Source organism: Fluviicoccus keumensis (genome assembly GCF_004217445.1).
Taxonomy (GTDB): Bacteria; Pseudomonadota; Gammaproteobacteria; order Pseudomonadales; family Moraxellaceae; genus Fluviicoccus; species Fluviicoccus keumensis.
Genome location: NZ_SHKX01000013.1, coordinates 296,392 through 322,389, shown reverse-complemented (window position 1 = coordinate 322,389; position 25,998 = coordinate 296,392). Strand labels below are relative to the sequence as shown.

Below are 25,998 nucleotides of genomic sequence, written 5' to 3'. Positions count from 1 at the left end.
TGAAATAACGAACCCCGACGATGCGGGCTGATGCTTGCCGTGACGCCGGGACCGAGTTGCCCGGCATGGGGCCGGGCAGTTCGATTCGCTAGTCAGCAATGAGGGATCCCGATGAAAACCACACGCAAACTTCTGGCCGGACTCGCCGTGGCAGCCCTGCCATTCGCCATCCAGACCGCCTTTGCCGCCGATGAGGCCGCCGCCGACGCCAAGGCCGCCCACGGCTCCGCCGCCGCCGCCAATTATGAGGGCGCGCCCTCGCCGCTGGCCGACGTGCCCATGCACCAGAACATCAACCCCAAGGCTCCGTCGATGACCGAAGCGGAGTTCCAGCAGGGCAAGCAGATCTTCTTCGAACGCTGCGCCGGTTGCCACGGCGTGCTGCGCAAGGGCGCCACCGGCAAGCCGCTGACCCCGGACATCACGCTGGAGAAGGGCACTGACTACCTGAAAGCCTTCATCACCTACGGCTCGCCCGCCGGCATGCCGAACTGGGGCACCAGCGGCGAGCTGACCGACGCCCAGGTTGACCTGATGGCGCGCTACATCCAGCAGGAGCCGCCGCAACCGCCCGAATTCAGCATGGCCGACATGAAGAATACCTGGAAGGTGCTGATCCCGGCGGACAAGCGTCCGAAGAAAAAGATGAACAAGATCAACATCGACAACCTGTTCTCGGTGACGCTGCGCGACGCCGGACAGATTGCGCTGATTGACGGCGATACCAAGAAGATCGTCAACATCATCAAGACCGGCTACGCCGTGCACATCTCGCGCTTGTCGAAGTCGGGCCGCTACCTGTACGTGATCGGCCGCGACGCCCGCATCAACCTGATCGACCTGTGGATGGAAAAGCCGGATAACGTCGCCGAAATCAAGATCGGCCTGGAAGCGCGTTCGGTGGACACGTCCAAGTACAAGGGTTTCGAGGACAAGCTGGCCGTGGCCGGTTCCTACTGGCCACCGCAATTCGTGGTGATGAAGGGTGAAACCCTGGAGCCGCTGAAGATCGTCTCCACCCGCGGCATGACCGTCGATCCGCAGGAATACCACCCGGAACCGCGCGTCGCCTCGATTGTGGCCAGCGAGTTCAGGCCGGAGTGGATCATCAACGTCAAGGAAACCGGCAAGATCATGATGGTCGATTACTCCGACCTGACCAACCTGAAGACCACCACCATCGATGCCGCCCGCTTCCTGCATGACGGCGGCTGGGACTCCACCAAGCGCTACTTCCTGGTGGCCGCCAACAAGTCGAACAAGATCGCCGTCGTCGACTCCAAGACCGACAAGCTGGCGAAACTGGTGGATGTCGGTGCGATTCCCCATCCGGGTCGCGGCGCCAACTTCGTGCATCCGGTCTTCGGTCCGGTGTGGTCCACCGGTCACCTGGGCGATGACTCGATCGCGCTGATCGGCACCGACCCCGCGGGCCACAAGGCGAATGCCTGGAAGATGGTGCAGAAACTGACCGGTCAGGGCGGCGGTTCGCTGTTCATCAAGACCCATCCCAAGTCGCACAACCTGTGGGTGGACACCACGCTGAATCCGGACGCGGCCACCAGCCAGTCGATCGCGGTGTATGACATCAACAAGATGGACGGCAAGAAGGAAAGCCCGCTGAAGCCGGAAGTGCTGCCGATTGCCCAATGGGCGAATCTGGGTGATGGCGCGAAGCGCGTGGTGCAACCGGAATACAACGCCAAGGGCGATGAAGTCTGGTTCTCGGTGTGGAGCGCGAAAGACAAGGAATCCGCCATCGTGGTGGTGGATGACAAGACCCGCAAGCTGAAAGCCGTGATCAAGGACCCGCGCCTGATCACCCCGACCGGCAAGTTCAACGTCCACAACACCCAGCATGACGTGTATTGATTGAGGAGTGACACCATGAAAACCATTCTGATCGCCGCATCGCTCGCCCTGGCCCTGCCGGTGCTGTCCGCTCCGGCGCTGGCCGCCGACGCCGCCGCGCTGGCCGCCTCCAAGAGCTGCCTGGCCTGCCACGCTGTCGACAAGAAGCTGATGGGCCCGGCCTACAAGGACGTGGCCAAGAAGTACGCCGGTGACAAGACGGCCGAAGCCAAGCTGATCGACAAGGTCATGAAGGGCGGCGGCGGTGTCTGGGGTCCCATCCCCATGCCTGCCAACAAGGTAACGCACGAAGAAGCGGAAACCCTGGTCAAGTGGGTGTTGTCCCAGAAGTAAGCTGACGGCAAAAGGGGCAGGGCATGCGCCAGTGGGCGGTAGGTCTGATGGTGTTGCTGGCGGCGGGGACGGTTTCGGCCGACCCCGTCCCGGCCCGGCAACAGCAGTTGCTGCACCTGTTGCGTGACGACTGCGGCGCTTGCCACGGCATGACCCTGAAGGGCGGCCTCGGCCTGCCCCTGACCCCCGAAGCCCTGCGCGACAAGGATGACGCCGGGCTTCTCCACACCATTCTCGACGGCCGCCCCGGCACTCCGATGCCACCCTGGCGGCCGTTTTTGTCCGAGGACGAAGCCCGCTGGCTCGTCTCGCAACTGAAGCGCGGCCTGCCCGCGCCAGGCAAGTGAACCTTATGTCCGAGACTCGCTTGCACCATAAATTTCTGACGATGGCCGTCGTGCTGCTGGCCGGTTGTGCCGCCACCCCGGCTGTCCCGCCGGCTTCCGCTCCCGCAACACCGGTTCCTCCCCCGTCGGTGTTGCGTGGCACGGGTGATCTCGGCCTGATCATCGAACGCGCCACCGGCAGCGTGCAAATCGTCGAGCATTCCGGCGACAGTGCGCTGGGCCGGGTGACAGGCTTGGGTGACCTGTCCCACGCCGCCGCCGTGTTCTCGCGCGACGGCCGTTACGCCTATGTCTTCGGTCGTGACGGCGGTTTGACCAAGATCGACCTGCTCACCCGCGTCATCGTGAAACGTGTCATCCAGGCCGGGAACTCCATCGGCGGCGCGATCTCCACCGACGGCCGCATCGTTGCCGCGCAGAACTACGAGCCGGGCGGCGTGAAGCTGTTTGACGCCGACACGCTGGAACTGCTCTCCGAAGTCTCGACCAAGGATGAAGCCACCGGCACCGCCTCCAAGGTGGTGGGTCTGGCCGACCTGCCGGGCAACCGTTTCGCCTTCTCGCTGTTTGAGGCGGGCGCGATCTGGGTAATGGACGCGTCCGACCCGCGCGCGCCGAAAGTCACCCAATACCCCAACATCGGCAAGCAGCCCTACGACGGTTTGGGCAGCATGAACGGCCGCTATTACATCGCCGGACTGTACGGCGAGGACGGCCTGGCGTTGCTGGACCTGTGGAAGCCGGAGCAGGGCGTGCGCCGCATCCTCAACGGTTACGGCCGCGGCGCCGACCCGCTGCCGGTCTACAAGATGCCGCACCTGCGCGGCTGGGCGGTCAGCGACGGCCGCGCCTTCTTCCCCGCCATCGGCCATAACAGCGTCGTGGTCGCCGACACGCAAACGTGGAAGGAAGTGACGCAGGTGCCGGTGGCCGGGCAGCCGGTGTTCGCCATGGTCTCGCCGGACGGTCGCCGCGTCTGGGTCAACTTCGCCTTCCCCAACAACGACACCGTGCAGGTGATCGACGTGCCGACGCTGGCGGTGGTGCAGACGATGAAGCCTTGCAAGGGCGTGCTGCACTTCGAATTCGCGCCGCGCGGTGAGGAGGTCTGGCTGTCCTGCCGTGACGAAAACCGCGTCGAGGTCTACGACACGCAGACCTTCGTCCGCAAGACGACCCTGCCCGCTGACTCGCCCAGCGGCATCTTCTTCACCTGGCGCGCCGCGCGCATCGGGCTCTAGGAGCACGATCATGAACAGCGCCCTCGACCCGCTCCGCCTGTTACTCGACCGCAGCCAGCGCGATCTGCCGCTGGTGTCGCACCCCTTCGCGGAACTGGCCCGGCAACTGGCCGTGGAACCCGGCGGTGACTGGACGGAAAGCGGCGTGCTGGCGCTGTTCCGGCAAGCGCGTGACAACGGTTCGCTGTCGCGGCTGGGGCCGGTGTTTGCCGCCCACGGCATCGGCGCCAGCACGCTGGCGGCGCTGGCCGTGCCGGAGGCTGACCTGCCCGCCGTCATTGACTGGATCAACGCGCTGCCGCAGGTGAACCACAACTACCGCCGCAGCCACGCTTACAACCTCTGGTTTGTCGTCACCGGCCGCGACGAGGCCGATGTGCAGGCGACGCTGGCCGCCATCCGCGCCGCCTGGCCGGAGTTGCCGCTGCTCGACCTGCCGCTGGTCAACGCCTACTACATCGACCTGGGTTTCGGCATGGACGACAACGCCCACAAGCCCTTGTGCGGCGTCGCCCGCGCCGAGCGCCGCCACACGCTGACCCCGCGCGAGTGGGCCTTGGTGGCCCTGATCCAGGACGGCCTGCCGCTGGTGGAAACGCCGTTTGCGGCGCTGGCCCGCGACTGGGGCGGCAGCGAGGCCGAAGTCATCGCCACGCTGGCGCGCTGGCGGGACGAGGGCATCGTCAAGCGTTACGGCGCGGTGGTGCGGCATCGCGAGCTGGGCTATCGCGCCAACGCCATGTGCGTCTTCGACATTCCGCCCGAGCAGTTGGACGAAGTAGCCGCGAAGCTGGCCGCCGCGCCGGAAGTGCGGTTGTGCTACGAGCGCCCGCGTCGCGGTGAAGCCTGGCCGTATAACCTGTTCTGCATGGTGCACGGCAAGGACCGGGACGGGGTGCTGGGCATGGTGGAAGGGTTGGTGGAACGGCTGGGATTGATGGAGTTCCGGCGCGATGTGTTGATCGGGGAACAGCGGTACAAGCAGCGCGGGGCGTGGTATGCGGCGCCGGCGGTGGCGGCAAGGAGCGCGGCATGACCTCCGCCGAAACCCTCCTCGACCCCACTGACCGCCGCCTGATCAACCGCCTGCAGCGCGGCCTGCCGATCGTGCCGCAACCCTATGCCGCCGTCGCCGACGAACTCGGCCTGAGCGAAGCCGAGCTGCTGGCCCGCCTGCAACACCTGCTCGACACCGGCATCCTCTCCCGTTTCGGCCCGATGTTCCAGATCGAACGCGCGGGTGGTCGCTTCACGCTGGCCGCCATCGCCGTGCCGCCGGAGCGTTTTGACGAAGTGGCCGCCATCGTCAATGCTTTTCCCGAAGTGGCGCACAACTACCAGCGCACGCATACGCTGAACATGTGGTTCGTGGTCGCCACCGCCACGCCGGAGCAATGCGCCGACACCCTGCGCCGCATCGAGGCCGCCACCGGCCTGCCGGTGCGCGACATGCCCAAGGAACGCGAGTTCCGGGTGCAACTGTATTTCGAGGCCTGAGATGACCGCCGCCCCGCTGGACGACCTCGACCGCGCGCTGATGCGCGCCACCCAGACCGGCCTGCCGCTGGTGTCCGAACCCTTCAAGGCGCTGGCCGAACAACTGGGCACGACCCAAGACGACATCCTGGCCCGTTTCCGCCGCTGGGACGGCAACGGCGTGCTGCGCCGCATCGCCGCCGTGCCCAACCATTACAAGCTGGGCTATATCCACAACGGCATGACCGTCTGGGACGTGGCCGACGACCGCGTCGATGCCCTCGGCGAGCAAGTGGCGGCGCTGGGATTTGTCAGCCATTGTTATCGTCGGCCGCGCCATCTGCCGGACTGGCCCTACAACCTCTTCGCCATGGTGCACGGCCGCGACCGCGCCGACACCGACGCGCAGGTCGCCGCCATTGCCGCCGTGCTGGGTGACGCCTGCCGCGCCCGCGACGTGCTGTGGAGCACGCGCATCCTCAAGAAAACCGGCCTCAGAATCAGCGAGTAACCATCATGTTCCGGATGACCCAGTTTTTGCAGGAACTGATCACGCCTACCCCGGTCGGCCCGCGGCGCAACCCGCCCGGCCCGGTGGTGATCTGGAACCTGATCCGCCGCTGCAACCTCACCTGCAAGCATTGCTATTCGATCTCCGCCGACATCGACTTCCCCAACGAGTTGACCACCCCGGAAATCTTCACGGTGATGGACGACCTCAAGCAGTTCCGCGTGCCGGCATTGATCCTCTCCGGCGGCGAACCGCTGCTGCGTCCGGACATCTTCGACATCGCCGCCCGCGCCAAGGCGCTGGGGTTCTACATCGGCCTGTCCAGCAACGGCACGCTGATTGACGAGAGCAATATCGACGCCATCGCCGCCGCCGGATTTGATTACGTCGGCGTCAGCCTTGATGGCATCGGCGCCACGCATGACAAGTTCCGCCGTAAGGAAGGTGCCTTTGACGCCTCGATGCGCGGCATCCGCCTCTGCCACGAACGCGGCATCAAGGTCGGCCTGCGCTTCACCATGACCCAGGACAACAACCGCGAATTGCCGCAGATGCTGGACTTGCTGGAGCGCGAGGACGTCGACAAGTTCTACTTCTCGCACCTGAATTACGCCGGGCGCGGCCACCGCAACCGCAAGCACGACACCGTGCACCGCCAGACCCGCGAGGCGATGGACCTGCTGATTGAACGTTGCTGGGAGATGGTGCAGCGCGGCACGCCCAAGGAATTCGTCACCGGCAACAACGACGCCGACGGCCCCTACCTGCTGCAATGGGTGGAACGGCATTTCCCCGACAAGGCGGAACACATTCGCGGCAAGCTGGTGCAGTGGGGCGGCAACGCCTCCGGCGTCAACATTTCCAACATCGACAACACCGGCACCGTCCATCCCGACACCATGTGGTGGCACTACCCGCTGGGCAATGTGCGGCAGCGGCCGTTCTCGGAAATCTGGAAGGATGTCTCCGACCCGGTGATGGCCGGGCTGAAGCAGCACCCGCGCCCGGTGACCGGGCGTTGCGGGTCGTGCCAGCATCTGGCGATCTGCAACTGCAACACCCGTGTGCGGGCGATGCAGACCACGGGCGATGTCTGGGCGGAAGATCCGGCGTGCTATCTGTCGGATGAGGAGATCGGGTTGGCGGGGCAGGGGATTCAGGTGGTGGAGGTGGCGTGATGCAGAAAATGACGCTCAAAATCCCTTATCTCGCCGCAATCTCCCTGTTTCCAGCCATGACAACGGCCTGGGCCTCCGATCCGACCCCCGTCACTGCGCCCGTGGCCACGCCACCCGCCCCCGACGCCTCCGCCCTCTACCAGACCCACTGCGCCGCCTGCCACAGCGACGACCGCTTCGGCATGATGGGTCCGGCGCTGTTGCCGGAAAACCTCGAACGCCTGAAACGCAAGGACGCCGCCGCGACCATCCGCGACGGCCGCGTCGCCACGCAGATGCCAGCCTTCGCCGACCAGCTGTCCGAAGCCGACATCAACGCGCTGGTGGACTTCATCTACACGCCACCGGCCAAGCCGCCGCTGTGGACGGACCAGGACATCACCGCCTCCCGCGTGGTCAACGCCGATGCCCTGAAACTGCCCGCCAAGCCGGTGTTCAGCGCTGACCCGAAAAACCTGTTCGTGGTGGTGGAAGCCGGGGATCACCATGTCTCGGTGCTGGACGGCGACAAGCTGGAGCCAATCCACCGTTTCGCCAGCCGCTACGCGCTGCACGGCGGCCCCAAGTTCACGGCGGACGGCCGCTTCGTCTACTTCGCCTCCCGCGATGGCTGGATCACCAAGTACGACCTGTGGAACCTGACGGTGGTGGCGGAAGTGCGCGCCGGCATCAACACCCGTAACCTGGCGGTGTCCAGCGACGGCAAGTGGGTGATGGTGGGCAACTACCTGCCGAAGACGCTGGTGCTGCTGGACGCCAAGGATCTGGCGCTGAAACGGGTCTATGACGTCAAGGACGAGGCGGGAACGCTGTCGCGGGTGTCCGCCGTCTATGACGCCGCGCCGCGCCAGAGTTTCGTGGTGGCGCTGAAGGATGTGCCGCAGATCTGGGAAATCAGTTACGACCCCAAGGCCGAGCCTATCTACAAGGGCTATGTGCATGACTACAAGATGGGCGAGGGCGTCGCCGCGCCCGGCCCGTTCACCCCGCGCGTGACGGTGCTCGACACCACACTCGACGATTTCTATTTCGACCCGTCGTACAACCGCGTGCTGGGCGCGTCGCGTGACGGCAAGGCGGAAGTGATCGACCTGCGCGTGCGCCGCAAGATCGCCGACCTCGATCTGGGCGGCATGCCGCATCTGGGTTCCGGCATCACCTTTGATTATCAGGGCCATCCGGTCATGGCCACCACCGACCTCAAGGCGGCGAAGGTGACGGTGATCGACATGCAGGACTGGAAGAAGGTGGCTGACATCCCGGTCAACGGCACCGGTTTCTTCCTGCGCAGCCATGACAAGACGCCCTATATGTGGGTGGATTCGATGATGGACCCGAAGTTCCGCGACACCCTGCAGATCATCGACAAGACGACGCTGAAGGTGGTGGGCAGCGTCACGCCCGCGCCGGGCAAGACCAGCGCGCATGTGGAATTCACCCGCGACGGCAAGTATGCGCTGGTGAGCCTGTCGGAGAAGGACGGCGCGATCGTGGTCTATGACGCCGCCACTTTCAAGGAAGTGAAGCGCCTGCCGATGGTGAAACCGGTGGGGAAATACAATGTGTGGAACAAGACGACGAGGGATCGGGGGACGAGTCACTGATCGCCACCCCATAATCAAGTAGGGGCGCACTGCGTGCGCCCTCGCTAACGAACACGACGGTTTCTCTCGGCACAGACAGCCTGTCCGGCGGAGAAGGGCGCACGCAGTGCGCCCCTACGCCGACATCAAACCGCCAGAGCCACCCCATGATCCTTCCGATCCGTCAGAATCTCGAACGCTGCTCCATTGGCGCTGTGCAACTCCCGCACCCGTCCTCCTTCCGTCACCTTCACCGTACACCGGGCAATCTTGCTGTTCAGGCAGGTCTTGCTGCCCTTGGGCGGGTTGAAATAGGTCAGCGCCGTGAAGTGCGAGACCGGGGCGTGGATATGCACTTGCACCCGCGTCTGTTTATCCCCGGTTTCCAGCGTCCAGTCAAAGAATTCGTATTTTCCGTCCGCCTTCACTGATTGACGGATGCTGTTGAAACGGTATTCCTTGCCGTCCAGCCGCAGCGTCAGCAGCGTCATCCACGGCGTTTGCAGCGGCCCCACTTTCACCCGCGCGGTGGCGCATTCCAGGAAGGCGTCGGGGGCGTCGTCGAAACCGGCCACCTGGCCCCAGGCGTACTGGTCGGTGTGCTTGCTGCCCCAGTTGTGGCTTTCACTGCCGTGCCAGTCGTCAATCACATGGGTTTCGCCGTCCACCGTGAACTGGCCGTGGAAATGCAGCAGCGGCCGGCTGATCACCGATTTGGCCTTGGGGAAGGGTCCGGCATAGAGGTTTTCCGGCAGGAACAGCAGCGGCGGGGCGTCGCCCTCGAAGTCGAGGTTCCAGTCCAGCGTGTGGCCGTTGTGCGCGGCCGTGCCTTCCAGATGCTGTCCGGCCAGCGTCGCCACCGGCAGCCTCACCTCGCGGGTGTCATGGCGGAACAGGCAGTCGGCCAGCGGGAATTCCTGCTTGACCGCCGTCACCGTGTTCTTCTCGCCGTCAAACCAGATGCCCCAGACCTCGCCCAGCGCGGCGCGCTTGTCGGCGGGGATAAACTGGGTGTAGCGCACCCAGAAGGCCAGCGGCCGGTCGGGGTGGTTGGCGCGCAGGAACCAGCTTTCGTAGTGGCCGCCCTGGCCGCCGTACTGGTTGCCGTAATAGGGAATGCTGCCCGCCGGGAACACCGGCCCCACCAGCTCCAGCCGCAGCGCGGTGAAGGGGAAGGCCAGCATCGGCTCACGGTAGGTGACTTCCGCCGTGCCGATGGGTTCGCCGTGGCGGTACACCGTCAGCGGGCAGGTGATCAGCGATTGCAGCAGGCCATTCTTGCCGTAGGTCTTCTGGCCTTCCACCCGCAGCGGCCCCAGTTGGTCATGGGTGAAATCCAGCCAGTAATGTGGGCCGGTCAGGCGGATGGTCATCTCGCCTTCGCAGGGATAGTCGCGGCCGTCCAGCGTCACGGTGCCGGTGAAGGGGCGCGGTGCCGTCAGCGCGAACAGCTTCTCGCCCACGGCGCGGATGGTGAAGGCGAAGGGCTGCTCGCGGCCGTCGGCGTCCAGTTTCAGCCAGCCGCTCATGGTTTCGCGGATGATGAGGGCGGTGGTCATGCGGCGTTCTCCTGCAATAGACGGTCGGCAAGGCGGGCGGCGGCGCGCCCGGCCAGGGCCATGATGGTGACTTGGGGATTGGCGCCCAAGCTGGAAGGTACCACGCTGCCGTCCATGACGCTCAGGCCGTTCCAGCCGAACACGCGCAGGTCGCTGTCGCAGACGCCGTCAGCAATCGTGGAGGCCATGCGCGCGGTGCCCAGCGGGTGGTAGGCGCTCATCAGGAAATCGGTGGGTTTGTGGTCGCGGCAGAGGAAGGCGGACAGTTCGGCGTCGCTGCGGATGACCGTTTGGCGCTGCGGGCCGGGGATGATCACTTCCTTCGCGCCTGCTGCCAGATAGATCTTCGCCAGCGTCTCGATGCCGCGCAGGAAGCGGGCGAAATCGAGGTCGTTCATGTGGTAGCGGATGATCGGCGAGTCGGGATGCGGCCCGGCGCGGACGCAGCCGCGACTGGTGTCCTGCAGCATGAAGCCGAAGTAGGCGGTCTGCTGGTAGCGTTCGGCATGTTGCACGAAGTCATCGCCGTATACATTGGCGGTGAGGCCGTGCCCGGCGAAGGGAATGGTGCCGCCCTCGAACATCAGGCCGTCGTCGGCGAGGTCGTCCAGCCCGTAGCCCTGCGAGATGGTTTGCGAGTTGCGGAAGTCACGGTCGGGAAACCAGGCGTTGACGACACCGGCCGGATGCAGGCTGAGGTTACGGCCCAGGTTGGGGTTGGCGACGCCGTTGGCCTGCAGGAACAGAGGGGTGAAGAAGGTGCCCATGGCCACCACCACCTCGCGGGCACGGAGGGTCAGGCGCACGGTCATGCCGTGGCGGTTGCGGCCGCGCGCTTCGATGCCGGTGACGGTGTTGCCCTGCCGCCGCAGTTTCTCCGCCTTGAAGCCGTTGTAGAGGAACGCGCCGCGATTCAGCGCGGCCGGTACATAGCTGACGTTGGTGGAGCGCTTGGCGTCGGTGGGGCAGCCCATCTGGCACAGGCCCTGGCCGTCGCAGCCGCTGGCGTTGCGTTGCAGGGGATGGTGGCCGTGAAGGCCCAGTTTGTCTGCGCCCTCGGCAATCACCTCGCCGATGGGACCGATGTATTTCATCTCGGCAGCCTGCACCGCCAGCATTTCTTCCACGCGGTCGAACCACAGCTCCATGTCGTCATCGCGCAGGGCGTGCAGGCCGAATTCCTCGCGCCAGCGCTTCAGCGTGCGCGGTGGCGTGCGCAGGCAGGTGCCGCTGTTGATGGTGGTGGTGCCGCCCACGGAGCGCCCCACCGGCACCGGGATCATCACATTGCCGGTGGCGACGGTGGCGCCCAGGCGGTACAGCGTGGGGATCACCTTCATCAGGTCGCCGTCGAAGTCGCGGCGGTCGTGGTACGCGCCTTCCTCCACCATCACTACCGCCAGGCCGCGACAGGCCAGTTCGTAGGCCGCCGCCGCGCCGCCCGCGCCGGTGCCGATCACCACCACGTCGGCATCCAGCACCTGGTCCTCCTGGAGGTCGGCGGCGTCGGTGACTTGCGACTGCCAGCGGAAGCGTTCGATCTGCGACGGGGCGTCCAGTTTCAGGCGGCTGCCAGCGCCGCTCTGGCGTTCTTCGTCCAGCAGGTACGCCAGCTTGAAGGGCAGGGTGGCGGCGCGCAGCAGCGGGCTTTCCAGGGGGTGGGAAGCGATGGTGTCGAGGAAGGCGCGGCGTTCGCTGACGCTGGCCTTGGGGAAGGCGCGGAAGTGGCGCAGGCGGTAGCGGGTGTCCAGCCAGGCGAGGCCCGCCAGCAGGCCGCGACGCAGCCAAGGCTGGCGGTCGGCCTGTTCTTCGACGGCGCGGACCAGGGCTTCGCGGTTGATGGCGGCGGTGTGGCGTCCGGCCGGGAACAGGGCTTCCGCCAGCGCCAGAGCGGTGGCGTGCTGTGATGCGGATAAAGCCTGGGCCATGCAAGGGTCCTCGGGGTGTTCTATCTGGTACGAAAGTACCAACTTGAATGGGTTTATTACTCCTCTTAGTGAAGTTGCGCAAATGATGGGCGTCAAATTGGCGTGGAAGGTTAAGTAAATGGCGGGATAGGTCGAAAAGGCTGGTTTGAGGGGGTTGTGGTTACGTCGGGCATCCGCCTGCCGCGGGCCCTACTTTTGGTCTTGGCCAAAAGTAGGCACAAGCCGTGTCCTTCGCCAAAACTCGCTCGCCGGGAGGTCGCTGCACGACCGCTGCGATTTCAGGGCTTCGCTGGCGGGTGTGGGGCTCGGACAGTTGGCTGCGGACGGCGTTCAGGTTAAACGGAGCTTATACGGTTCCAATCCAATACGTCTACAGACTCTTCTGCCCAGACATTCTCCAGCGCCATGCCTTTGTTCAGCATCGCAAGGTTGCTCTCTGCCTCGGAGACAGGAATAGCTAGTAATGGGTATATCGTGATATCGGATAACTGAACTTTGGACATGCCCTTCCATTGATAAGGTGATGTAAACAGGATGTGGGGGAGTTTCGTCTCTGGGAAGTACATTTGAACAATGCTTTCGAAGACCACACCGGGTGCAACTTTCCATCCGTTTTTCATGACATAAAATGCGATGGCGGATAGAACGCTAGAAACCCGAGGGTCAAAGCCGCGCTTGTCCATGATAATTTCTGTGTTGACTGAGAAATTTTGATGCGTGCGTTGATCAAACTCCATGAGGCCAACTGTCGCTGCAACTATGCCTTCTGGCGTCTCGCTTTCAAAAATGTACGCTTGGTGAGATTCAGTCTCATCATGGTACGTGGTCACTTTACAATGTCCACCGACGAGTGCTCGCATGTGTTTTGCCCATTCTTTGTGGGCATTGGGTGTTGGTATTTGCATGTTCACTCCATAGATACGGTATACGTCGGGGCGTCTGAATTGTAAATTCAAGCCGCCTCCATCCCCCTGGGCCTCACTTGCTCCGCAATCCTCTCCCCGGCCTCCAACTCCGCCACCCGCAGCTCATACGCGCTTTGCAGGTTGAGCCAGCTGATCGCATCCGTGCCGAAGTAACGGGCCAGCCGCAGTGCGGTGTCGCCGGTGATGCCGCGTCGTTCACGGACGATCTCGTTAATGCGGGCCGCTGTGACGCCGAGGGCGTTGGCCAGTGCGTTGGCGCTCAGGTTCAGGGGCTTCATGTACTCCTCGCGGAGTACTTCGCCGGGATGAACGGGGCGCATGCCGTTTTGATACATGGCGATCTCTCCAGAAGTCTCTTAGTGGTAGTCCACGATTTCAACATGCTCCGGGCCATCCGCTGTCCAGACGAAGCATAAACGCCATTGGTCGTTGATGCGGATGCTGTGCTGTCCGGCGCGATCCCCTCTCAGCGCTTCCAGGCGGTTGCCGGGCGGTGAACGCAGGAAAGCCAGCGACTGGGCGGCGTCCAGCATGGCCAGCTTGCGTTCCGCGACGCTCTGGCAGGATGACCAGCGATGCGTTTCACCGGTTTCAAAGAGGAGCTGAGTGTCCCTGCACTTGAAGCTTTTGATCATGGATCTTCCTTGATTTATCGTATATCGATATTAGATAAATTTCAATCTCTGGTGACATTCGTTACCAAGGCGGGTAAGCATCTATGGTAGGCGGATTCATTAGCGGCCGATACCAATTATGCTATGTCCTGTCCCAACCGAGCCTCCCCCTCCATGAAAACCTTCCTGCTGTATGTCGCCACCGCGCTGGCGGAAATCATCGGTTGTTACCTGCCCTGGTTGTGGCTGAAGGGCGGCAAGCCGGTCTGGTTGCTGTTGCCCGCTGCGCTAAGTCTGGCGTTGTTTGCGTGGCTGCTGACCCTGCACGAGGCCGCCGCCGGGCGCGTGTATGCGGCTTACGGCGGGGTTTATATCGCGGTTGCCATTGTGTGGCTGTGGGGCGTGGATGGTATCAAGCCGAATGCCTGGGATGTGACCGGCGTGGCGGTGGCCTTGGCGGGCATGGCGATCATTGCGTTCCAGCCGCGTTAATCGTCCATAAAGCGCCGCCTGGCGGCAGGGGGGCAGTCCCGTTGCTACAGCGCCTCAGGCGCCTTGCCTCAACGCCTTCGCCGCCGCGACCATCCGTTTCAGCGCCGGAATCACCTCCGCCCACTGCCGGGTCTTCAGGCCGCAATCCGGGTTAACCCACAACCGTTCAGCGGGAATGCGTTCGGCAGCCTTCCGCATCAGTTGCTCCATATGTTGCTGCGTCGGGATATTGGGGGAGTGTATGTCATACACGCCAGGTCCGATCTGATTCGGATAGCTGAACGCGTCGAATGCATCCAGTAGCTCCATGTCCGACCGTGAGGTTTCGATGGTGATGACATCGGCATCCATTTCGGCAATGGAGGCGATGATGTCGTTGAACTCGGAATAGCACATATGGGTATGAATCTGCGTCTCATCCGCCACGCCATTGGCCGCCAAGCGAAAGGATTCCACAGCCCAGTCCAGATAAGTCCGCCATTGCGATTTGCGTAAGGGCAGGCCTTCGCGCAAGGCGGCCTCGTCGATCTGGATGACCCGCACTCCGGCTTTTTCCAGATCAAGCACTTCTTCGCGGATGGCCAGCGCCAACTGGTAGCAGGAGACCGAGCGCGGCTGATCGTCGCGCACAAAGGACCAGTTCAGGATCGTCACCGGACCGGTCAGCATGCCCTTCATTGGCCGTTGGGTTTGTGACTGGGCGTATTGTGTCCAAGTCACGGTCATCGGTTGCGGGCGGCAGATATCGCCGAACAGGATGGGCGGCTTCACGCAGCGTGAGCCGTAGGATTGCACCCAGCCGAACCGGCTGAAGGCATAGCCGTCCAGTTGTTCGCCGAAGTATTCGACCATATCGTTGCGCTCTGCCTCGCCATGCACCAGTACGTCCAGATCCAGCGCTTCCTGCTCCCGGACACAGCGAGTGATTTCGGCCTGCATGGCGGCGCGGTAACCGGCTTCATCCAGCCGCCCGGCCTTGTAGTCGCTGCGCGCCTGACGGATTTCCGTTGTCTGCGGGAAGGAACCGATGGTGGTGGTGGGATAAGCGGGTAGCTTCAGCCAGGCGGCCTGCTTTTCAATACGCCGGGCGTAGGCGCTGTGACGGTGGCCCAGCTCGGGGGTGATGGCGGCTACGGCCGCTTTGACCGCCGGGTTGTTGACGCGCGGCGACTGGTAACGGGCGTCAATGGCCGCCCGGTTGGCTTCCAGTGCGGACTGTACCGAAGCCCTGCCGTTGTTCAGGGCTTGCGCCAGTACTGCCAGTTCCTCCATCTTTTGCCGGGCGAAAGACAGCCAGGATTTAACGTCCGCCTCCATGGCGTCTTCTCGGTCCAGATCCACCGGGACATGCAGCAGCGAGCACGATGGCGCAATCCACAACCGTTCACCCAATCGCTTCGCCACAGGTTCCAGCCAGTCGAGCACGCCGTTCAGATCGGTCTTCCAGATGTTGCGGCCGCTGATCACGCCCAGCGACAGCACCTTGTGTTCCGGCAGCAGGTCGAGCAGCAGCGTCAGGTCTTCCCGGCCGCCGGTCACATCAATATGCAGTCCGGCCACCGGAAGGTGCGTGGCAAGATGCCGGTTTTCCAGCAGCTGACCGAAGTAAGTCGCCAGCAGCAGCTTGACCCGGCAATTCTTGAGGTGGTGGTACGCCTGCTCGAAAGCCTGCTGCCACTCCGGCGCCAGCTCGGTGACCAGGATCGGTTCGTCAATCTGCACCCATTCCACGCCCTGATCGGCCAGGATTTTCAGAAGCTGCCCGTATACCGGCAGCAGGCGCGGCAGCAGCGCCAGACGATTGGAGTCATCCTTGGCCTTGCCGATAGCCAGATAGGTTACCGGTCCGATCAGGACCGGTTTGGCGTTTACGCCCAGCGCCCTTGCTTCCGCCAACTGCGCCAGCAGGCGCGTGGCGTCCAGCACAAAGGTGGTATCGGTTGTGAATTCGGGCACGATGTAGTGATAGTTGGTGTCGAACCACTTGGTCATTTCTCCGGCCGCCACACCGCCGCAACAGGACGCGTGCCCCTCGGCGGATTGTGCCGAGCGGCCGCGCGCTACCCGGAAGTAATTGTCGAGAGCATCGCCGTGAAAGCCGTGCACCCGCTCCGGCAGGTTGCCCAGCGTCTCGCTCATGTCCAGAACCTGGTCGTAAAAGGAAAAATCGCCGACGGGCGTCAGGTCAAGCACGGCCTGATCCTGCCAGTGACGACGGCGCAAGGCGATGCCGACCGCCAGTAGTTCGTCGCGGGAGGATTGACCTTTCCAGTAGGACTCCAGGGCGAACTTGAGCTCGCGCGCCCCGCCGATGCGGGGAAAACCGAGATTATGCGTAAGGACCATGATTGCAGCTGCCTGTTGGGTTGAACATGCCGCCATGCTAGTAGGTCGAATCAATGAAATATAATGGTATTATTTCAGCTTTCGATTAATAAAATTCATGATTTTGAGTTGGGGATATAGCCGTGCTCGAACGTGTTCATCTGGAAATCCTTCGCCAAGTGGCGCGAGAAGGCACACTGACTGCCGCCGCCGCACGCTTGCACCTCACCCAGTCCGCGCTCAGCCACGCCATGCGCAAGCTGGAAGAGCAACTGGGCGTGGCGATATGGCATCGCGAGGGGCGCGGCCTGCGCCCGACCCAGGCCGGGGAGTACCTGCTGGCCCTGGCGAACCGCCTGGCACCGCAGTTCGAGGACGCGGAAACGCGCCTGCGCCAGTTTGCGCGCGGCGAACGCGGCACCCTTCGTATCGGCATGGAATGCCATCCTTGCTACCAGTGGTTGCTGAAGGTGGTCGCGCCGTATCTGGGCGCTTGGCCCGACGTGGATGTGGATGTGAAACAGAAGTTCCAGTTCGGCGGCATCGGAGCGCTGTTCGGCCACGAGATTGACCTGTTGGTGACGCCGGACCCGCTGTACCGCGCCGGGCTGCATTTCGAGCCGGTGTTCGATTACGAGCAGGTGCTGGTGGTAGGGCCAGGACATGGCTTGCGTAATGCCGCTTTTGTACGGCCCGAGCAGTTGGCGGAAGAAACCATGATCACCTATCCGGTGTCTCCGGACCGCCTGGACATCTATACCCGCTTCCTGACGCCGGCGGGCATCAGTCCGAAGCGCCACAAGCCGATTGAAACCACCGATATCATGCTGCAGATGGTGGTCAGCGGGCGCGGCGTTGCCGCGTTGCCGCGCTGGCTGGTCGCGGAATACGCCGACAAGCTGGACATCCGCCCGGTTCGTTTGGGAGAGGCCGGGGTGGATAAGCAGATCTTTTTGGGTATGCGCGAGGCGGATGCCGGCAGTGAGTATCTGCAGGCGTTCGTGGAACAGGCGCGCCGCCATCGCGACAGGCAGTTTTCTTAGCGCAGGGTTTCGGGTGACAGCCGGTAAAATTTCGCGGCATTGGCATAAAACACCTGCTCGGCGCCCTTTAGCCCCAGCGTCTCGATAACCAGCCCGAAATCCGCGTCTTCATAGGGTTTTGGCGCACGCGTGGACGGCAGGTCGGTGCCGAACATCAGCGCTTCCGGGTTGGCGTGATACAGGTCTTTCAGGGCTTGTGCCACGTCGAAACCGACACGGCTGAAACCGGTGGCCTTCACCCGTGCGCCATGTTCCGCCAGCCGCAGCAGGGTGGGGAAGCCTTCCCCGGAAAGCCCGAGATGATCAATGCTGAGGGCGGGCAAGGCACGCAGCAGCGGGTAGATCGGGGCCAGTTCCCGCGAGTCCGCATACAGCTCCACATGCCAGCCGGCCAGTTCATGCACGCGCCGCGCCAGCCGGTCCAGATGCCGGATGTCTTCCGAGCCGCCGCGTTTCAGGTTGAAGCGCATGGCGCGGATGCCGGCGCGGTCCAGCGCCAGGATTTCGTCATCCGTCGTCGAGGCGGGAATTTGCGTGACGCCGACAAATCCCGGCCCGAGTTCTGTCAACGCCGCCAGCAGGTAGCTTTGGCCGAAGGCCTGGAAGGAGCCGGAGACTATCGCGCCGCCGGTCAGACGGTAGGCCTGCATCCGGTGGAGATAGTCGCGGCAGGTGAAGGGGGCGGGCAGGTAGCCGTTGTTGGCGGCCAGACGCACTCCTGTTTCCATCACCAGCGAACACCCCAAAACCATTCCGCCCGGGCCAACTTTCCCTCCCCCCGTTGACATAGTTCCAAAAAAGAACCTACTATCCTTCCCGTCAACCGGAAGCGGCATTACCCATGTCAAAAATGTGGTCATGCGTGCTAAGATATACCCCGTGGGGTGTACGGCCAAAACCGCTACACCCGGCGCCGCCGCAGGAGTCGTCATGACCTTCGTCGTTCTTGAAGATTGCATCCGCTGCAAGCACACCGATTGTGTGGAAGTCTGCCCCGTCGATTGTTTCTACGAAGGCCCCAACTTCCTCGTCATCAACCCCGACGAGTGCATTGACTGCGCCCTGTGCGAACCCGAGTGCCCCATCGACGCCATCCGCGCCGAGGACGAAGTGCCCGCCGAGCAGCAGCACATGACCGCCCTCAATGCCGAACTGGCCCGGCACCCGAACTGGACGCAGATCAGGGAAGCCCGCGAGCCGCTGCCCGACCACGAACAGTGGCGCGGCAAGCCCGGCAAGCTGGCCTTCCTCGATCGCAACGGCGCCTGAGTCTTACCTCATCCTTCCGGAGCCTTACCGATGTCCTTCGCCAAAGAAACCGTGCAGACCGTCCATCACTGGAACGACACCCTGTTCAGCTTCACCACCAGCCGCGACCCGTCCATGCGCTTCCGCACCGGCCAGTTCGTCATGATCGGGCTGGAAGTGGAAGGGCGGCCGCTGATGCGCGCCTACAGCGTCGCCAGCCCCACCTATGCCGACAACCTGGAGTTCTACAGCATCAAGGTGCAGGACGGCCCGCTCACCTCGCGGCTGCAACACCTGCAACCGGGCGACACGCTGCTGATCTCGAAGAAGCCCACCGGTTCGCTGGTGATCGAAAACCTTAAACCGGGCGGCAACCTCTACCTGCTGTCCACCGGCACCGGGCTGGCGCCGTTCCTCAGCGTCATCCACGACCCCGATTTCTACGAAGCCTTCGACCGCATCATCCTCACCCACGGTGTGCGCGAGGTCAGCGAGCTGGGCTACCACGACGACATCCTCAACGAGCTGCCGGAAAACGAGTACATCGGCGAGCTGGTGAAGGAAAAGCTGATGTATTACCCGACGGTGACGCGCGAGCCCTTCCGCAATCAGGGCCGCCTCACCGACCTGATCCGCAGCGGCAAGCTGGCCGATGACCTGGGCCTGCCGGAACTGAACCCGCAAACCGACCGGGTGATGATCTGCGGCAGCCCGGCGATGCTGGCCGAGCTGGTGGAAATTCTGAAGGAACGCGGTTTTACCGAAGGCACCAGCCGCGACCCCGGTGAATACGTGATTGAACGGGCGTTCGTGGAGAAATGAGCGCCTGATGCTCAAGAAATGGCTTTTCCCTCTCCCAAGGTCTGGGAGAGGGTGGCGCGAAGCGCCGGGAGAGGGTTCGGTGGCGGCCGCTTGAAGGAGTGTGTTTGGGCCACGGTGCGTCCCCCCTCTCCCCGGCCCTCTCCCCCAATGGGAGAGGGGGACTTACAGCGTCAACAGTTAATGCCCATACCCACCAGAGCCGGAGACACCTGATGACCGCCATCGCCCACGTTCAAACCGGCCCTGCCGCCGTGCCCGCCACCGCCGACAACCTCGCCACCGCCTGTGCGCTGTGTTCGCACAACTGCGGCCTGCGGGTGGACGTGAAGGACAACGTCATCGTCGAGGTCCGCGCCGATGACAGCCATCCCGCCACGCAGGGCTATTCCTGCAACAAGGCCTACGCCATCGCCCATTATGTCGGGCACAAACAGCGCGTCACTCACCCCCTGAAAAAGCAGCCGGACGGCAGCTTCGCCCGCATCAGCTGGGATCAGGCCATTAGCGAAATCGCCGCCAAGCTGAACGCCATCCGCGCCGCGCACGCGCCCCGGTCCATCGCCTTCGCCGGGCTGGGCGGGCAGGGTAACCATTCCGCCGGGCTGGGCGGCATTCCCTTGATGCTCGGCCTCGGCACGCCGATGGTGTTCACCGCGCTGGCGCAGGAAAAGTCGCAGCACTGGCTGAACGACCGCCGCATGATCCGCGGCCGCAACGACATCTACCTCGTCCCCGACAAGCACCACACGAAATTCCTGCTGCTGATGGGTTCCAACCCGCATATCAGCAATCAGGGCGCGAACCCGAAGGAGGCGATGAAGGACATCTTCCGCGATCCCGAGCGGCGCATGGTGGCGGTTGATCCCCGCATCACCGAAACCACGCGGCTGGCCGATCGCCACCTGCGCATCAAGCCGTCCGGCGATGTCTTCCTGCTGCTGGCGCTGGCCGGGGTGATCGTGCAGGAAAACCTGCAGGACCATGCGTTCCTTCAGGCCAAGGCCAAGGATTTCGAACGGCTGGAGGCCATGTTCTCGCGCATCGACATCGCCCGCATGGCGCTGCTAAGCGGGCTGGACGAAGCCGATATCCGCGCCACCGCCCGCGAGCTGGCGACGATCAAGCCCGCCGCCATTTCCATTGACCTGGGGCTGGAGCACGGCGAGCACAATACCCTGACATCCTTCCTGGTGCGGGTGCTGTCGCTGATGACCGGCAATTTCGGGCGCAAGGGCGGCAACATCTTCGTACAGCTGTTCGGCCCGCCCATGCCGTTCCTGGAGAACATGACGCAGGCGCTGGCCTCCTCCATCGAGGCCATCCCGGCGCTGCTGCCCATCCCGCAGTTTCCGCCCGCCATCCTGCCGGAAGAAATCACCACGTCGCATCCCGACCGCATCCGCGCGCTGGTCTCCGACGGCGCCAATCCGTTGTCCAGTTACCCGGACACGTACCGCTTCCGCGAAGCCTTCGCGCAGCTGGAGCTGCTGGTGGTGATCGACCCGGCGATGAGCGAAACCGCGTGGATGGCTGATTACGTGCTGCCCGCGCCCACCGGTTACGAGAAGTGGGAAATGTCGATCTTCCCCAAGGATGTGATCGCGCCGCAGGTGCGGCCGCCGGTGGTCAGCGGTCCGGAAGAAGCCTTGCCGGAAGTGGAAATCTATTACCGGCTGGCGCGCGCCCTGGGCATCGCCCCGGCCGCGCCCGCCTTCCTGTACACCTTGGCGCGCAAGGCGGATACGCCGCTGGGCATGGCCGCGTATCTGGCCGCCGTCAACAGCGTGGCGGCGGCGGGCATTACCGGCGGCGTCGGCAGCGTGGTGGCGCGCTCCGCCTACCTGACCTACGAAACCCTCGGTCCGACCCTGCCCAACCCGATGCTGGCCTATGTCTGGCTGGCGGTGCTGGGCTATGCCGCCACCCGCCGCGACCAGATTATCCGCGCGCTGCCGGAACTGAAGGGCGTGCGCAACCCGCTGGCGCTGGCGCTGATGTTGTTCCGCAAGCTGGTGGATCACCCCGAGGGCGCGCTGCTGGGCCATTACGAATTCGAGCGCAACCTGGAGTATTACAACGGCTTCAAGGACGGCAAGGTGCGCGTCTGGTTCGCCGATTACGCCCGCGATCTGGAGCGGCTGATGGGCGCGGAACCGGAGAAGGTCGACCCGGCCTATCCCTTCGTGCTGAACGGCGGCCTGCGCACCGGCTTCACCGCCAACACCATCATGCAGGACCCGGCCTGGCGCAAGGGCAAGGGGCCGCATGCGGCGCTGTACATGGCGAAGGAAGATGCCGAGGCGCTGGGCGTGCAGGCGGGGGAACGGGTGAAGATCCGCTCGCGGCGCGGCGAGGTGTTCGCCCCGGTGAAGATCGACGCCGGCACCCAGCCCGGCCACCTGCACCTGCCGAACATGCTGGGGCAGCGCTATCCCGACCCGGTGACCGGTGAGCTGAAGCAGACCGGGGTGCCGATCAATGAGCTGGTGGATTTGATGGATCGCGATCCGTATACCGCGTGCCCGCATACCCGGCGGATTCGGGTGCGGGTGGAAAAGGTGACTGAAGAGGCGGCCTGACACTTTTCATTCCACCGGCCATCAGCGATGATGGCCATCTCCCGGTTGTGGGGGCGGACTGTTCCCGCTGCACGTGTTTTTTGCCGTACCGACCCTAACGCCAAATACAGAAGCTTTCCCGTCAGTCAGTTCATGTGAATACCCATTCCAGCCCTAAAACCGCCTTGTCCCCACAGGAACGACGAGCGTGGCTCACTTGCCGGCTGTTTTTGCTGGGGTTGGCCTATCTGTGTCTGGATGTTTTGAACGATGGTGAGCCTTTCCGTGGCCAGTTACTGCTAATGGGCTGGTGCTTTACGCCATTCCTGACCGGTTGGGCTTTCTACGGAAAGCCGCCGGGCAAGATGCATGAGTCCGGTTCTGGTGTTGGCGGTTTGAAATGGCTGGCTGCGTTTGTCACGATGCTGATGTTGTTGTGTTTGGGAGTGGCGGCCGCCGCATCTTTCCGCATGGGAATTTCTGGTGTCGGGCTGGTATTACTCATTGTGGCGGTGTTGCCCGGCGTCGCGGTGTTGCGAGCGGTATCGTCATTAAAACATCGCGAGCCCTTGGAGGATGAAGATTCTGTCAGGGAGCGGATGTCCTCTAAGTTCCTGCGGTGGCCAGGCTTGTGGCACGTTCTGGCAGTGTCGGCGTTGACGCTGCCTTATTTTGCGATGATGTATCTTCAGATGGCCACGATAGCGATTGGTACGAAGTATGAGCCAGGCATACTGTTACTGAAGCCGTTTTCACCCATGTGGGTGGTCGCAGGTGTTATGTTGCTGGGAGCCCTGCCCTTCAGGTGGAGCATTCGGGTTGCGCGGAACATTTGCCGGAGTGCGATCCTGCTGACTGGATTGATGTGTTTATTGATCCTGAACTGGATTCCCGCATTGCTGGTACGCCTGATCGGCGAGGTTTCAGGTTATCGTCCTGCGATGGGGTTTGCCGACACAGTCTGGCATTCGCTGACGGTTCCCCAGTTCGGCTGGAGTTCCTTGGCGATCGGTTGGGGCGCATTGATGTGGCTATGGCTGGTTAAGGACTTTTGTCCGGATGTTGATGAATAGGCGCTTTCAGCGGGATGAGCCGCTTTGTAGATAGCCCCTGTCCGCGCACCCAAGTCATCTTGCGGCGGCTGGAGAAAATCGGATCGGAGGCCGCCGGTCAGTTTACGATTGAACCGACTTTGTCCGTCTGGGCATTCGCCCTTTCTTGCGCCATGATGGGCCTTTCCTGCTTGCGGAAGGCCCCTCATGTCCCGTCTGGTCAAACTCTTCCTGATCCTCTGCGCGCTGGCCTTCATCTACATTGGCCTTGCCACCTTCCATAACCCCGTGGCCGCGCTGGCTCCGGTGGAAATCCTGCCGCTGACCGTCAGCGCCTTCAACGAGTTGCGCGCCAGCTACGGCGGCCTGCAAGTCGGCATCGGCCTGCTGTTGCTGGCGGGCGCGCTGCTGCCGTCACTGACCCGCCCGGCGCTGCTGGCGCAGGCGCTGATGGTGGGCGGCCTGGCGGCGGGGCGGCTGGTCAGCATCGGGCTGGACGGCCTGCCCAACGGCTTCGTGCTGATGCTGCTGGCGCTGGAAAGCACCATCGCCCTGCTGTCGGCGGTGTTCCTGGTCTGGGGGAAGGACCCGGCACGGCCGCAGGGTCAAAGCAGGACGTAATCCACCGGCTCCATCGCGGGCGGCAAATCCTCGCCGCCCAGCATCTCGCGTAGCGTCGTCTCGATCATCACGCACATCGCCGCCAGCGGCAGGTCATTCGCGCTGGTGCCGAAGGGCTCTTCCAGTTCGTCGCTCAACGCCTCCAGCGCAAAGAAGGTATAGGCGATGAAGGCGACCATCAGCGGCGTGGTCCAGCCGATGGCGTCGACCAGTCCGAATGGCAGCAGGAAGCAGTACAGGTAGGTGGTGCGGTGCATGATCACCGAGTAGGGGTAGGGCAGCGGCGTGCTGTTCAGGCGCTCGCAGCCGCAAATGGCGTCGGTCAGCCGCGCCAGCGGCGGTTCCATTTCCGTGGCGGGCAGGGCGTCCAGCCGCTGCTGTTGCCGCCAGCCCTGCAGCTGCCGCGCCACCTTCAGCACCAGCAGGTTCGGGGCGAAGCGCGCCGCCCGCACCTCCTCAAACACGTCCGGCGGCAGCAACCGTTGCAGGTCGGGCGCGGCGTCGCTGCGGCGCAACTGATGACGCAGCGCGTAGGCGATGGCGGCCAGCGTCAGCACCGCCTGCCGCTGCTCTGGCGCGTCGACGGCATGCGGCAGGGTCAGGATCTGCCGCGCCAGCGTGCGGCTTTCCCCCAGCACCACGCCCCACAGCTTGCGGCCTTCCCAATAGCGGTCATAGCTGGCGCTGTTGCGGAAGCCCAGGAACACCGCCAGCGCGATGCCGATCAGGGTGAAGGGCACGAAGGTGAGCGGCACTTTCAGGTGATAGAGTTGGCCATGCACCACCGTGACCAGACAGGCAATGCCGGTGACGGCGGCCAGTTGCGGCAGGATGCGCGGCAGCACGGAGCCGCGCCAGATGAACAGCATGCGCAGCCAGTGCTCGCGGGGACGGACAATCATGGTTCAGGGTCGGTCAGGCGGGAGATATCCGGATTTTTAACGTGATATTCGTCAAGTTGCCAGTCATGGCGCGGAAATATCCGCGGGATGCAAGACGACCGTTTTTGGTGTAGCGTCAACCGGTACCCGTCTTTCAGGGAAGACCGCCATGAGCCTCACGCTGTACATCGATTCGAACTACCTGTCCCCCTATGCCCTGTCTGCCTTTGTCGCGCTGCGCGAGAAGGGCTTGGCCTTCACCCCCGTTCCCGTGGACCTGCAAGCCGGTGCGCACCGGACCGGCGCGATGTCGGTCCTGTCCGCCACCCTGCGCGTGCCGACGCTGAGCGACGGTGAATTCCATCTCTCCGAATCGTCGGCCATTGCCGAGTATCTGGAGGACACCTGTCCGGGGCCGCGCCTGTATCCCGCCGATCCGAAACAGCGGGCGAAAGCGCGCGAGATCCAGGCCTGGATTCGCAGCGACCTGCTGCCGTTGCGGATGGAGCGTTCCACGGAAGTCGTGTTCCGCGAGGTGACGCCGCCGCCGTTGTCGGATGCGGCGCAGGCGGCGGCGGACAAGTTGCTGCGGGCGGCGGAACGCCTGCTGCCGCCGGGCGCGGCGCATCTGTTTGGCGAATGGTGCGTGGCCGATACCGATCTGGCGCTGATGCTGCAGCGCCTGTTGCGCGCCGGGGACAAGGTGCCGGAGCGGCTGGCGGTCTATGCGAACGCGCAGTGGCAACGGGCCGCCGTGCAGGAGTGGGTTGCGCTGGGGCGGAAGTCACGGGGGGATCAGTGATGCAGGGCTTTCAATTGACGTTCTTCACCCAGCAGGACAAGCGGCATCACGGCAAGCCGTTGACCGAGTGGCTGCTGGACGAGGCGAAACGGCTGGGGGTGGGCGGCGCGACGGTGCTGGCGGCGGCGGAGGGCTTCGGGCATGGCGGGCGGCGGCATTCGGCGCATTTCTTCGAGTTGGCCGACCAGCCGGTGGAGGTGACGATGGCGGTGAGCGCGGAGGCTTCCGATCGGTTGTTCGCGCGGTTGCGGGAGGAGGGGGTGAAGGTGTTTTATGTGAAGGCGCCGATTGAGTTTGGGGTGACGGGGGAGTAGCCCAAGGGCGGGGCGGCAGACGACAAAACATCCCGTTCTGAAGTGAAATAAATGTTGCTCTCTGGTTTTAGGTTCTCGGCAGGCATGCGCCAGGTCCTTTTCGTTGGGATTCACGTTGCCAGTTGTCGGGGCACTTCTTCGCATACGCCGCGATTTCGGTATCAGAAGATTGTGCCAGGTGCTCTAGGTGACGCTGCGCCTCCGGCGATCCAATGTCCGCGAGAGCCCAGATGCATTTTCGAGCGAGGGCATGGCTATCGTTGTAGGCGAGG

At 63.7% G+C, this 25,998-nt stretch carries 26 protein-coding genes; 18 read left to right on the top strand and 8 right to left on the bottom strand.

Features of this window, described 5'->3' with window-relative positions; translation table 11 throughout:
* Positions 1–111: 111 nt before the first annotated feature.
* From EV700_RS12330 to EV700_RS12290, 9 genes are read left to right on the top strand one after another with little or no spacing between them, the layout of a single operon-like run.
* On the top strand, positions 112–1,872 hold the full coding sequence (locus tag EV700_RS12330; protein WP_130414189.1) for a nitrite reductase: 1,761 nt from the start codon (positions 112–114) through the stop codon (positions 1,870–1,872).
* A gap of 15 nt (positions 1,873–1,887) precedes the next feature.
* Positions 1,888–2,205 (top strand): c-type cytochrome, encoded by a 318-nt coding sequence (locus tag EV700_RS12325; protein ID WP_130414187.1) that lies wholly within the window; start codon positions 1,888–1,890, stop codon positions 2,203–2,205.
* Positions 2,206–2,228: 23 nt separating this feature from the next.
* Positions 2,229–2,552, top strand: a complete 324-nt coding sequence (locus tag EV700_RS12320; protein ID WP_130414185.1) for a c-type cytochrome — start codon at positions 2,229–2,231, stop codon at positions 2,550–2,552.
* A 20-nt stretch (positions 2,553–2,572) separates the two neighbouring features.
* Positions 2,573–3,793 carry a cytochrome D1 domain-containing protein gene (locus EV700_RS12315; protein WP_278044913.1) on the top strand — a complete coding sequence of 407 codons (1,221 nt, stop codon included), beginning with the start codon at positions 2,573–2,575 and terminating at the stop codon, positions 3,791–3,793.
* 10 nt (positions 3,794–3,803) lie between these two features.
* Positions 3,804–4,829, top strand: a complete 1,026-nt coding sequence (ahbB, locus tag EV700_RS12310) for a siroheme decarboxylase subunit beta (protein ID WP_207224665.1) — start codon at positions 3,804–3,806, stop codon at positions 4,827–4,829.
* Positions 4,826–5,290, top strand: a complete 465-nt coding sequence (locus EV700_RS12305; protein WP_130414183.1) for an Lrp/AsnC family transcriptional regulator — start codon at positions 4,826–4,828, stop codon at positions 5,288–5,290. The genes ahbB (EV700_RS12310) and EV700_RS12305 overlap by 4 nt, the downstream gene beginning before the upstream one ends.
* Position 5,291: 1 nt before the next feature.
* Positions 5,292–5,780 (top strand): siroheme decarboxylase subunit beta, encoded by a 489-nt coding sequence (gene ahbB, locus EV700_RS12300; protein ID WP_130414181.1) that lies wholly within the window; start codon positions 5,292–5,294, stop codon positions 5,778–5,780.
* A gap of 5 nt (positions 5,781–5,785) precedes the next feature.
* Entirely contained in the window at positions 5,786–6,958 is a 1,173-nt protein-coding gene (gene nirJ / locus EV700_RS12295) for a heme d1 biosynthesis radical SAM protein NirJ (RefSeq protein WP_130414179.1), read from the top strand.
* A 56-nt stretch (positions 6,959–7,014) separates the two neighbouring features.
* A complete protein-coding gene (locus tag EV700_RS12290; protein WP_207224664.1) occupies positions 7,015–8,562 on the top strand; it encodes a nitrite reductase in 1,548 nt (515 codons plus the stop codon).
* Between the two features lie 125 nt (positions 8,563–8,687).
* On the opposite strand, the gene EV700_RS12285 is transcribed toward EV700_RS12290, so the two are convergent.
* The 5 genes from EV700_RS12285 to EV700_RS12260 form a co-directional block, all read right to left on the bottom strand.
* Entirely contained in the window at positions 8,688–10,100 is a 1,413-nt protein-coding gene (locus tag EV700_RS12285; RefSeq protein WP_207224663.1) for a hypothetical protein, read from the bottom strand.
* Positions 10,097–12,028, bottom strand: coding sequence for a GMC family oxidoreductase N-terminal domain-containing protein (locus EV700_RS12275; protein WP_130414177.1), 1,932 nt, complete (start codon positions 12,026–12,028; stop codon positions 10,097–10,099). Before EV700_RS12275 ends, EV700_RS12285 begins: the two co-directional genes overlap by 4 nt.
* A 335-nt stretch (positions 12,029–12,363) precedes the next feature.
* A complete protein-coding gene (locus EV700_RS12270) occupies positions 12,364–12,933 on the bottom strand; it encodes a suppressor of fused domain protein (protein WP_130414175.1) in 570 nt (189 codons plus the stop codon).
* Between the two features lie 47 nt (positions 12,934–12,980).
* Positions 12,981–13,289 carry a HigA family addiction module antitoxin gene (locus EV700_RS12265; protein WP_130414173.1) on the bottom strand — a complete coding sequence of 103 codons (309 nt, stop codon included), beginning with the start codon at positions 13,287–13,289 and terminating at the stop codon, positions 12,981–12,983.
* A gap of 21 nt (positions 13,290–13,310) precedes the next feature.
* On the bottom strand, positions 13,311–13,589 hold the full coding sequence (locus EV700_RS12260; protein ID WP_130414171.1) for a type II toxin-antitoxin system RelE/ParE family toxin: 279 nt from the start codon (positions 13,587–13,589) through the stop codon (positions 13,311–13,313).
* A 153-nt stretch (positions 13,590–13,742) separates the two neighbouring features.
* Between EV700_RS12260 and EV700_RS12255 the strand changes: the two genes are divergently transcribed.
* Positions 13,743–14,060, top strand: a complete 318-nt coding sequence (locus EV700_RS12255; protein WP_130414169.1) for a YnfA family protein — start codon at positions 13,743–13,745, stop codon at positions 14,058–14,060.
* 54 nt (positions 14,061–14,114) lie between these two features.
* On the opposite strand, the gene metE is transcribed toward EV700_RS12255, so the two are convergent.
* Positions 14,115–16,406: a 5-methyltetrahydropteroyltriglutamate--homocysteine S-methyltransferase gene (gene metE, locus EV700_RS12250; protein ID WP_130414167.1), complete on the bottom strand. Its 2,292-nt coding sequence runs from the start codon at positions 16,404–16,406 to the stop codon at positions 14,115–14,117.
* A gap of 122 nt (positions 16,407–16,528) precedes the next feature.
* Between metE and EV700_RS12245 the strand changes: the two genes are divergently transcribed.
* The gene (locus EV700_RS12245) at positions 16,529–17,428 is read left to right on the top strand and encodes a LysR family transcriptional regulator (RefSeq protein ID WP_207224662.1); all 900 of its coding nucleotides are present in this window, start codon (positions 16,529–16,531) and stop codon (positions 17,426–17,428) included.
* Here the strand turns inward: EV700_RS12245 and EV700_RS12240 are convergent.
* A complete protein-coding gene (locus EV700_RS12240; RefSeq protein ID WP_242610267.1) occupies positions 17,425–18,156 on the bottom strand; it encodes an amidohydrolase family protein in 732 nt (243 codons plus the stop codon). The two genes, EV700_RS12245 and EV700_RS12240, sit on opposite strands and share 4 nt — an antisense overlap.
* Before the next feature lie 202 nt (positions 18,157–18,358).
* Between EV700_RS12240 and fdxA the strand changes: the two genes are divergently transcribed.
* From fdxA to EV700_RS12215, 5 genes are all read left to right on the top strand, one after another.
* Positions 18,359–18,697, top strand: coding sequence for a ferredoxin FdxA (gene fdxA / locus EV700_RS12235; protein WP_130414161.1), 339 nt, complete (start codon positions 18,359–18,361; stop codon positions 18,695–18,697).
* 30 nt (positions 18,698–18,727) lie between these two features.
* Complete coding sequence (locus EV700_RS12230) at positions 18,728–19,498, top strand: ferredoxin--NADP reductase (RefSeq protein WP_130414159.1); 771 nt, start codon at positions 18,728–18,730, stop codon at positions 19,496–19,498.
* A gap of 212 nt (positions 19,499–19,710) precedes the next feature.
* Positions 19,711–22,077 (top strand): molybdopterin-containing oxidoreductase family protein, encoded by a 2,367-nt coding sequence (locus EV700_RS12225; protein WP_130414157.1) that lies wholly within the window; start codon positions 19,711–19,713, stop codon positions 22,075–22,077.
* Positions 22,078–22,211: 134 nt separating this feature from the next.
* Positions 22,212–23,129: a hypothetical protein gene (locus tag EV700_RS12220; RefSeq protein WP_130414155.1), complete on the top strand. Its 918-nt coding sequence runs from the start codon at positions 22,212–22,214 to the stop codon at positions 23,127–23,129.
* 186 nt (positions 23,130–23,315) lie between these two features.
* The gene (locus tag EV700_RS12215) at positions 23,316–23,729 is read left to right on the top strand and encodes a DUF4345 domain-containing protein (protein ID WP_130414153.1); all 414 of its coding nucleotides are present in this window, start codon (positions 23,316–23,318) and stop codon (positions 23,727–23,729) included.
* On the opposite strand, the gene EV700_RS12210 is transcribed toward EV700_RS12215, so the two are convergent.
* A complete protein-coding gene (locus EV700_RS12210; protein WP_130414151.1) occupies positions 23,714–24,631 on the bottom strand; it encodes a bestrophin family protein in 918 nt (305 codons plus the stop codon). The two genes, EV700_RS12215 and EV700_RS12210, sit on opposite strands and share 16 nt — an antisense overlap.
* A 148-nt stretch (positions 24,632–24,779) precedes the next feature.
* On the opposite strand from EV700_RS12210, the gene yfcF reads away from it, so the two are divergent.
* Both yfcF and EV700_RS12200 read left to right on the top strand, forming a co-directional pair.
* Positions 24,780–25,412, top strand: a complete 633-nt coding sequence (yfcF, locus tag EV700_RS12205) for a glutathione transferase (RefSeq protein WP_130414149.1) — start codon at positions 24,780–24,782, stop codon at positions 25,410–25,412.
* A complete protein-coding gene (locus tag EV700_RS12200) occupies positions 25,412–25,726 on the top strand; it encodes a DUF190 domain-containing protein (RefSeq protein ID WP_130414147.1) in 315 nt (104 codons plus the stop codon). The genes yfcF and EV700_RS12200 overlap by 1 nt, the downstream gene beginning before the upstream one ends.
* The last annotated feature ends 272 nt before the right edge of the window (positions 25,727–25,998 follow it).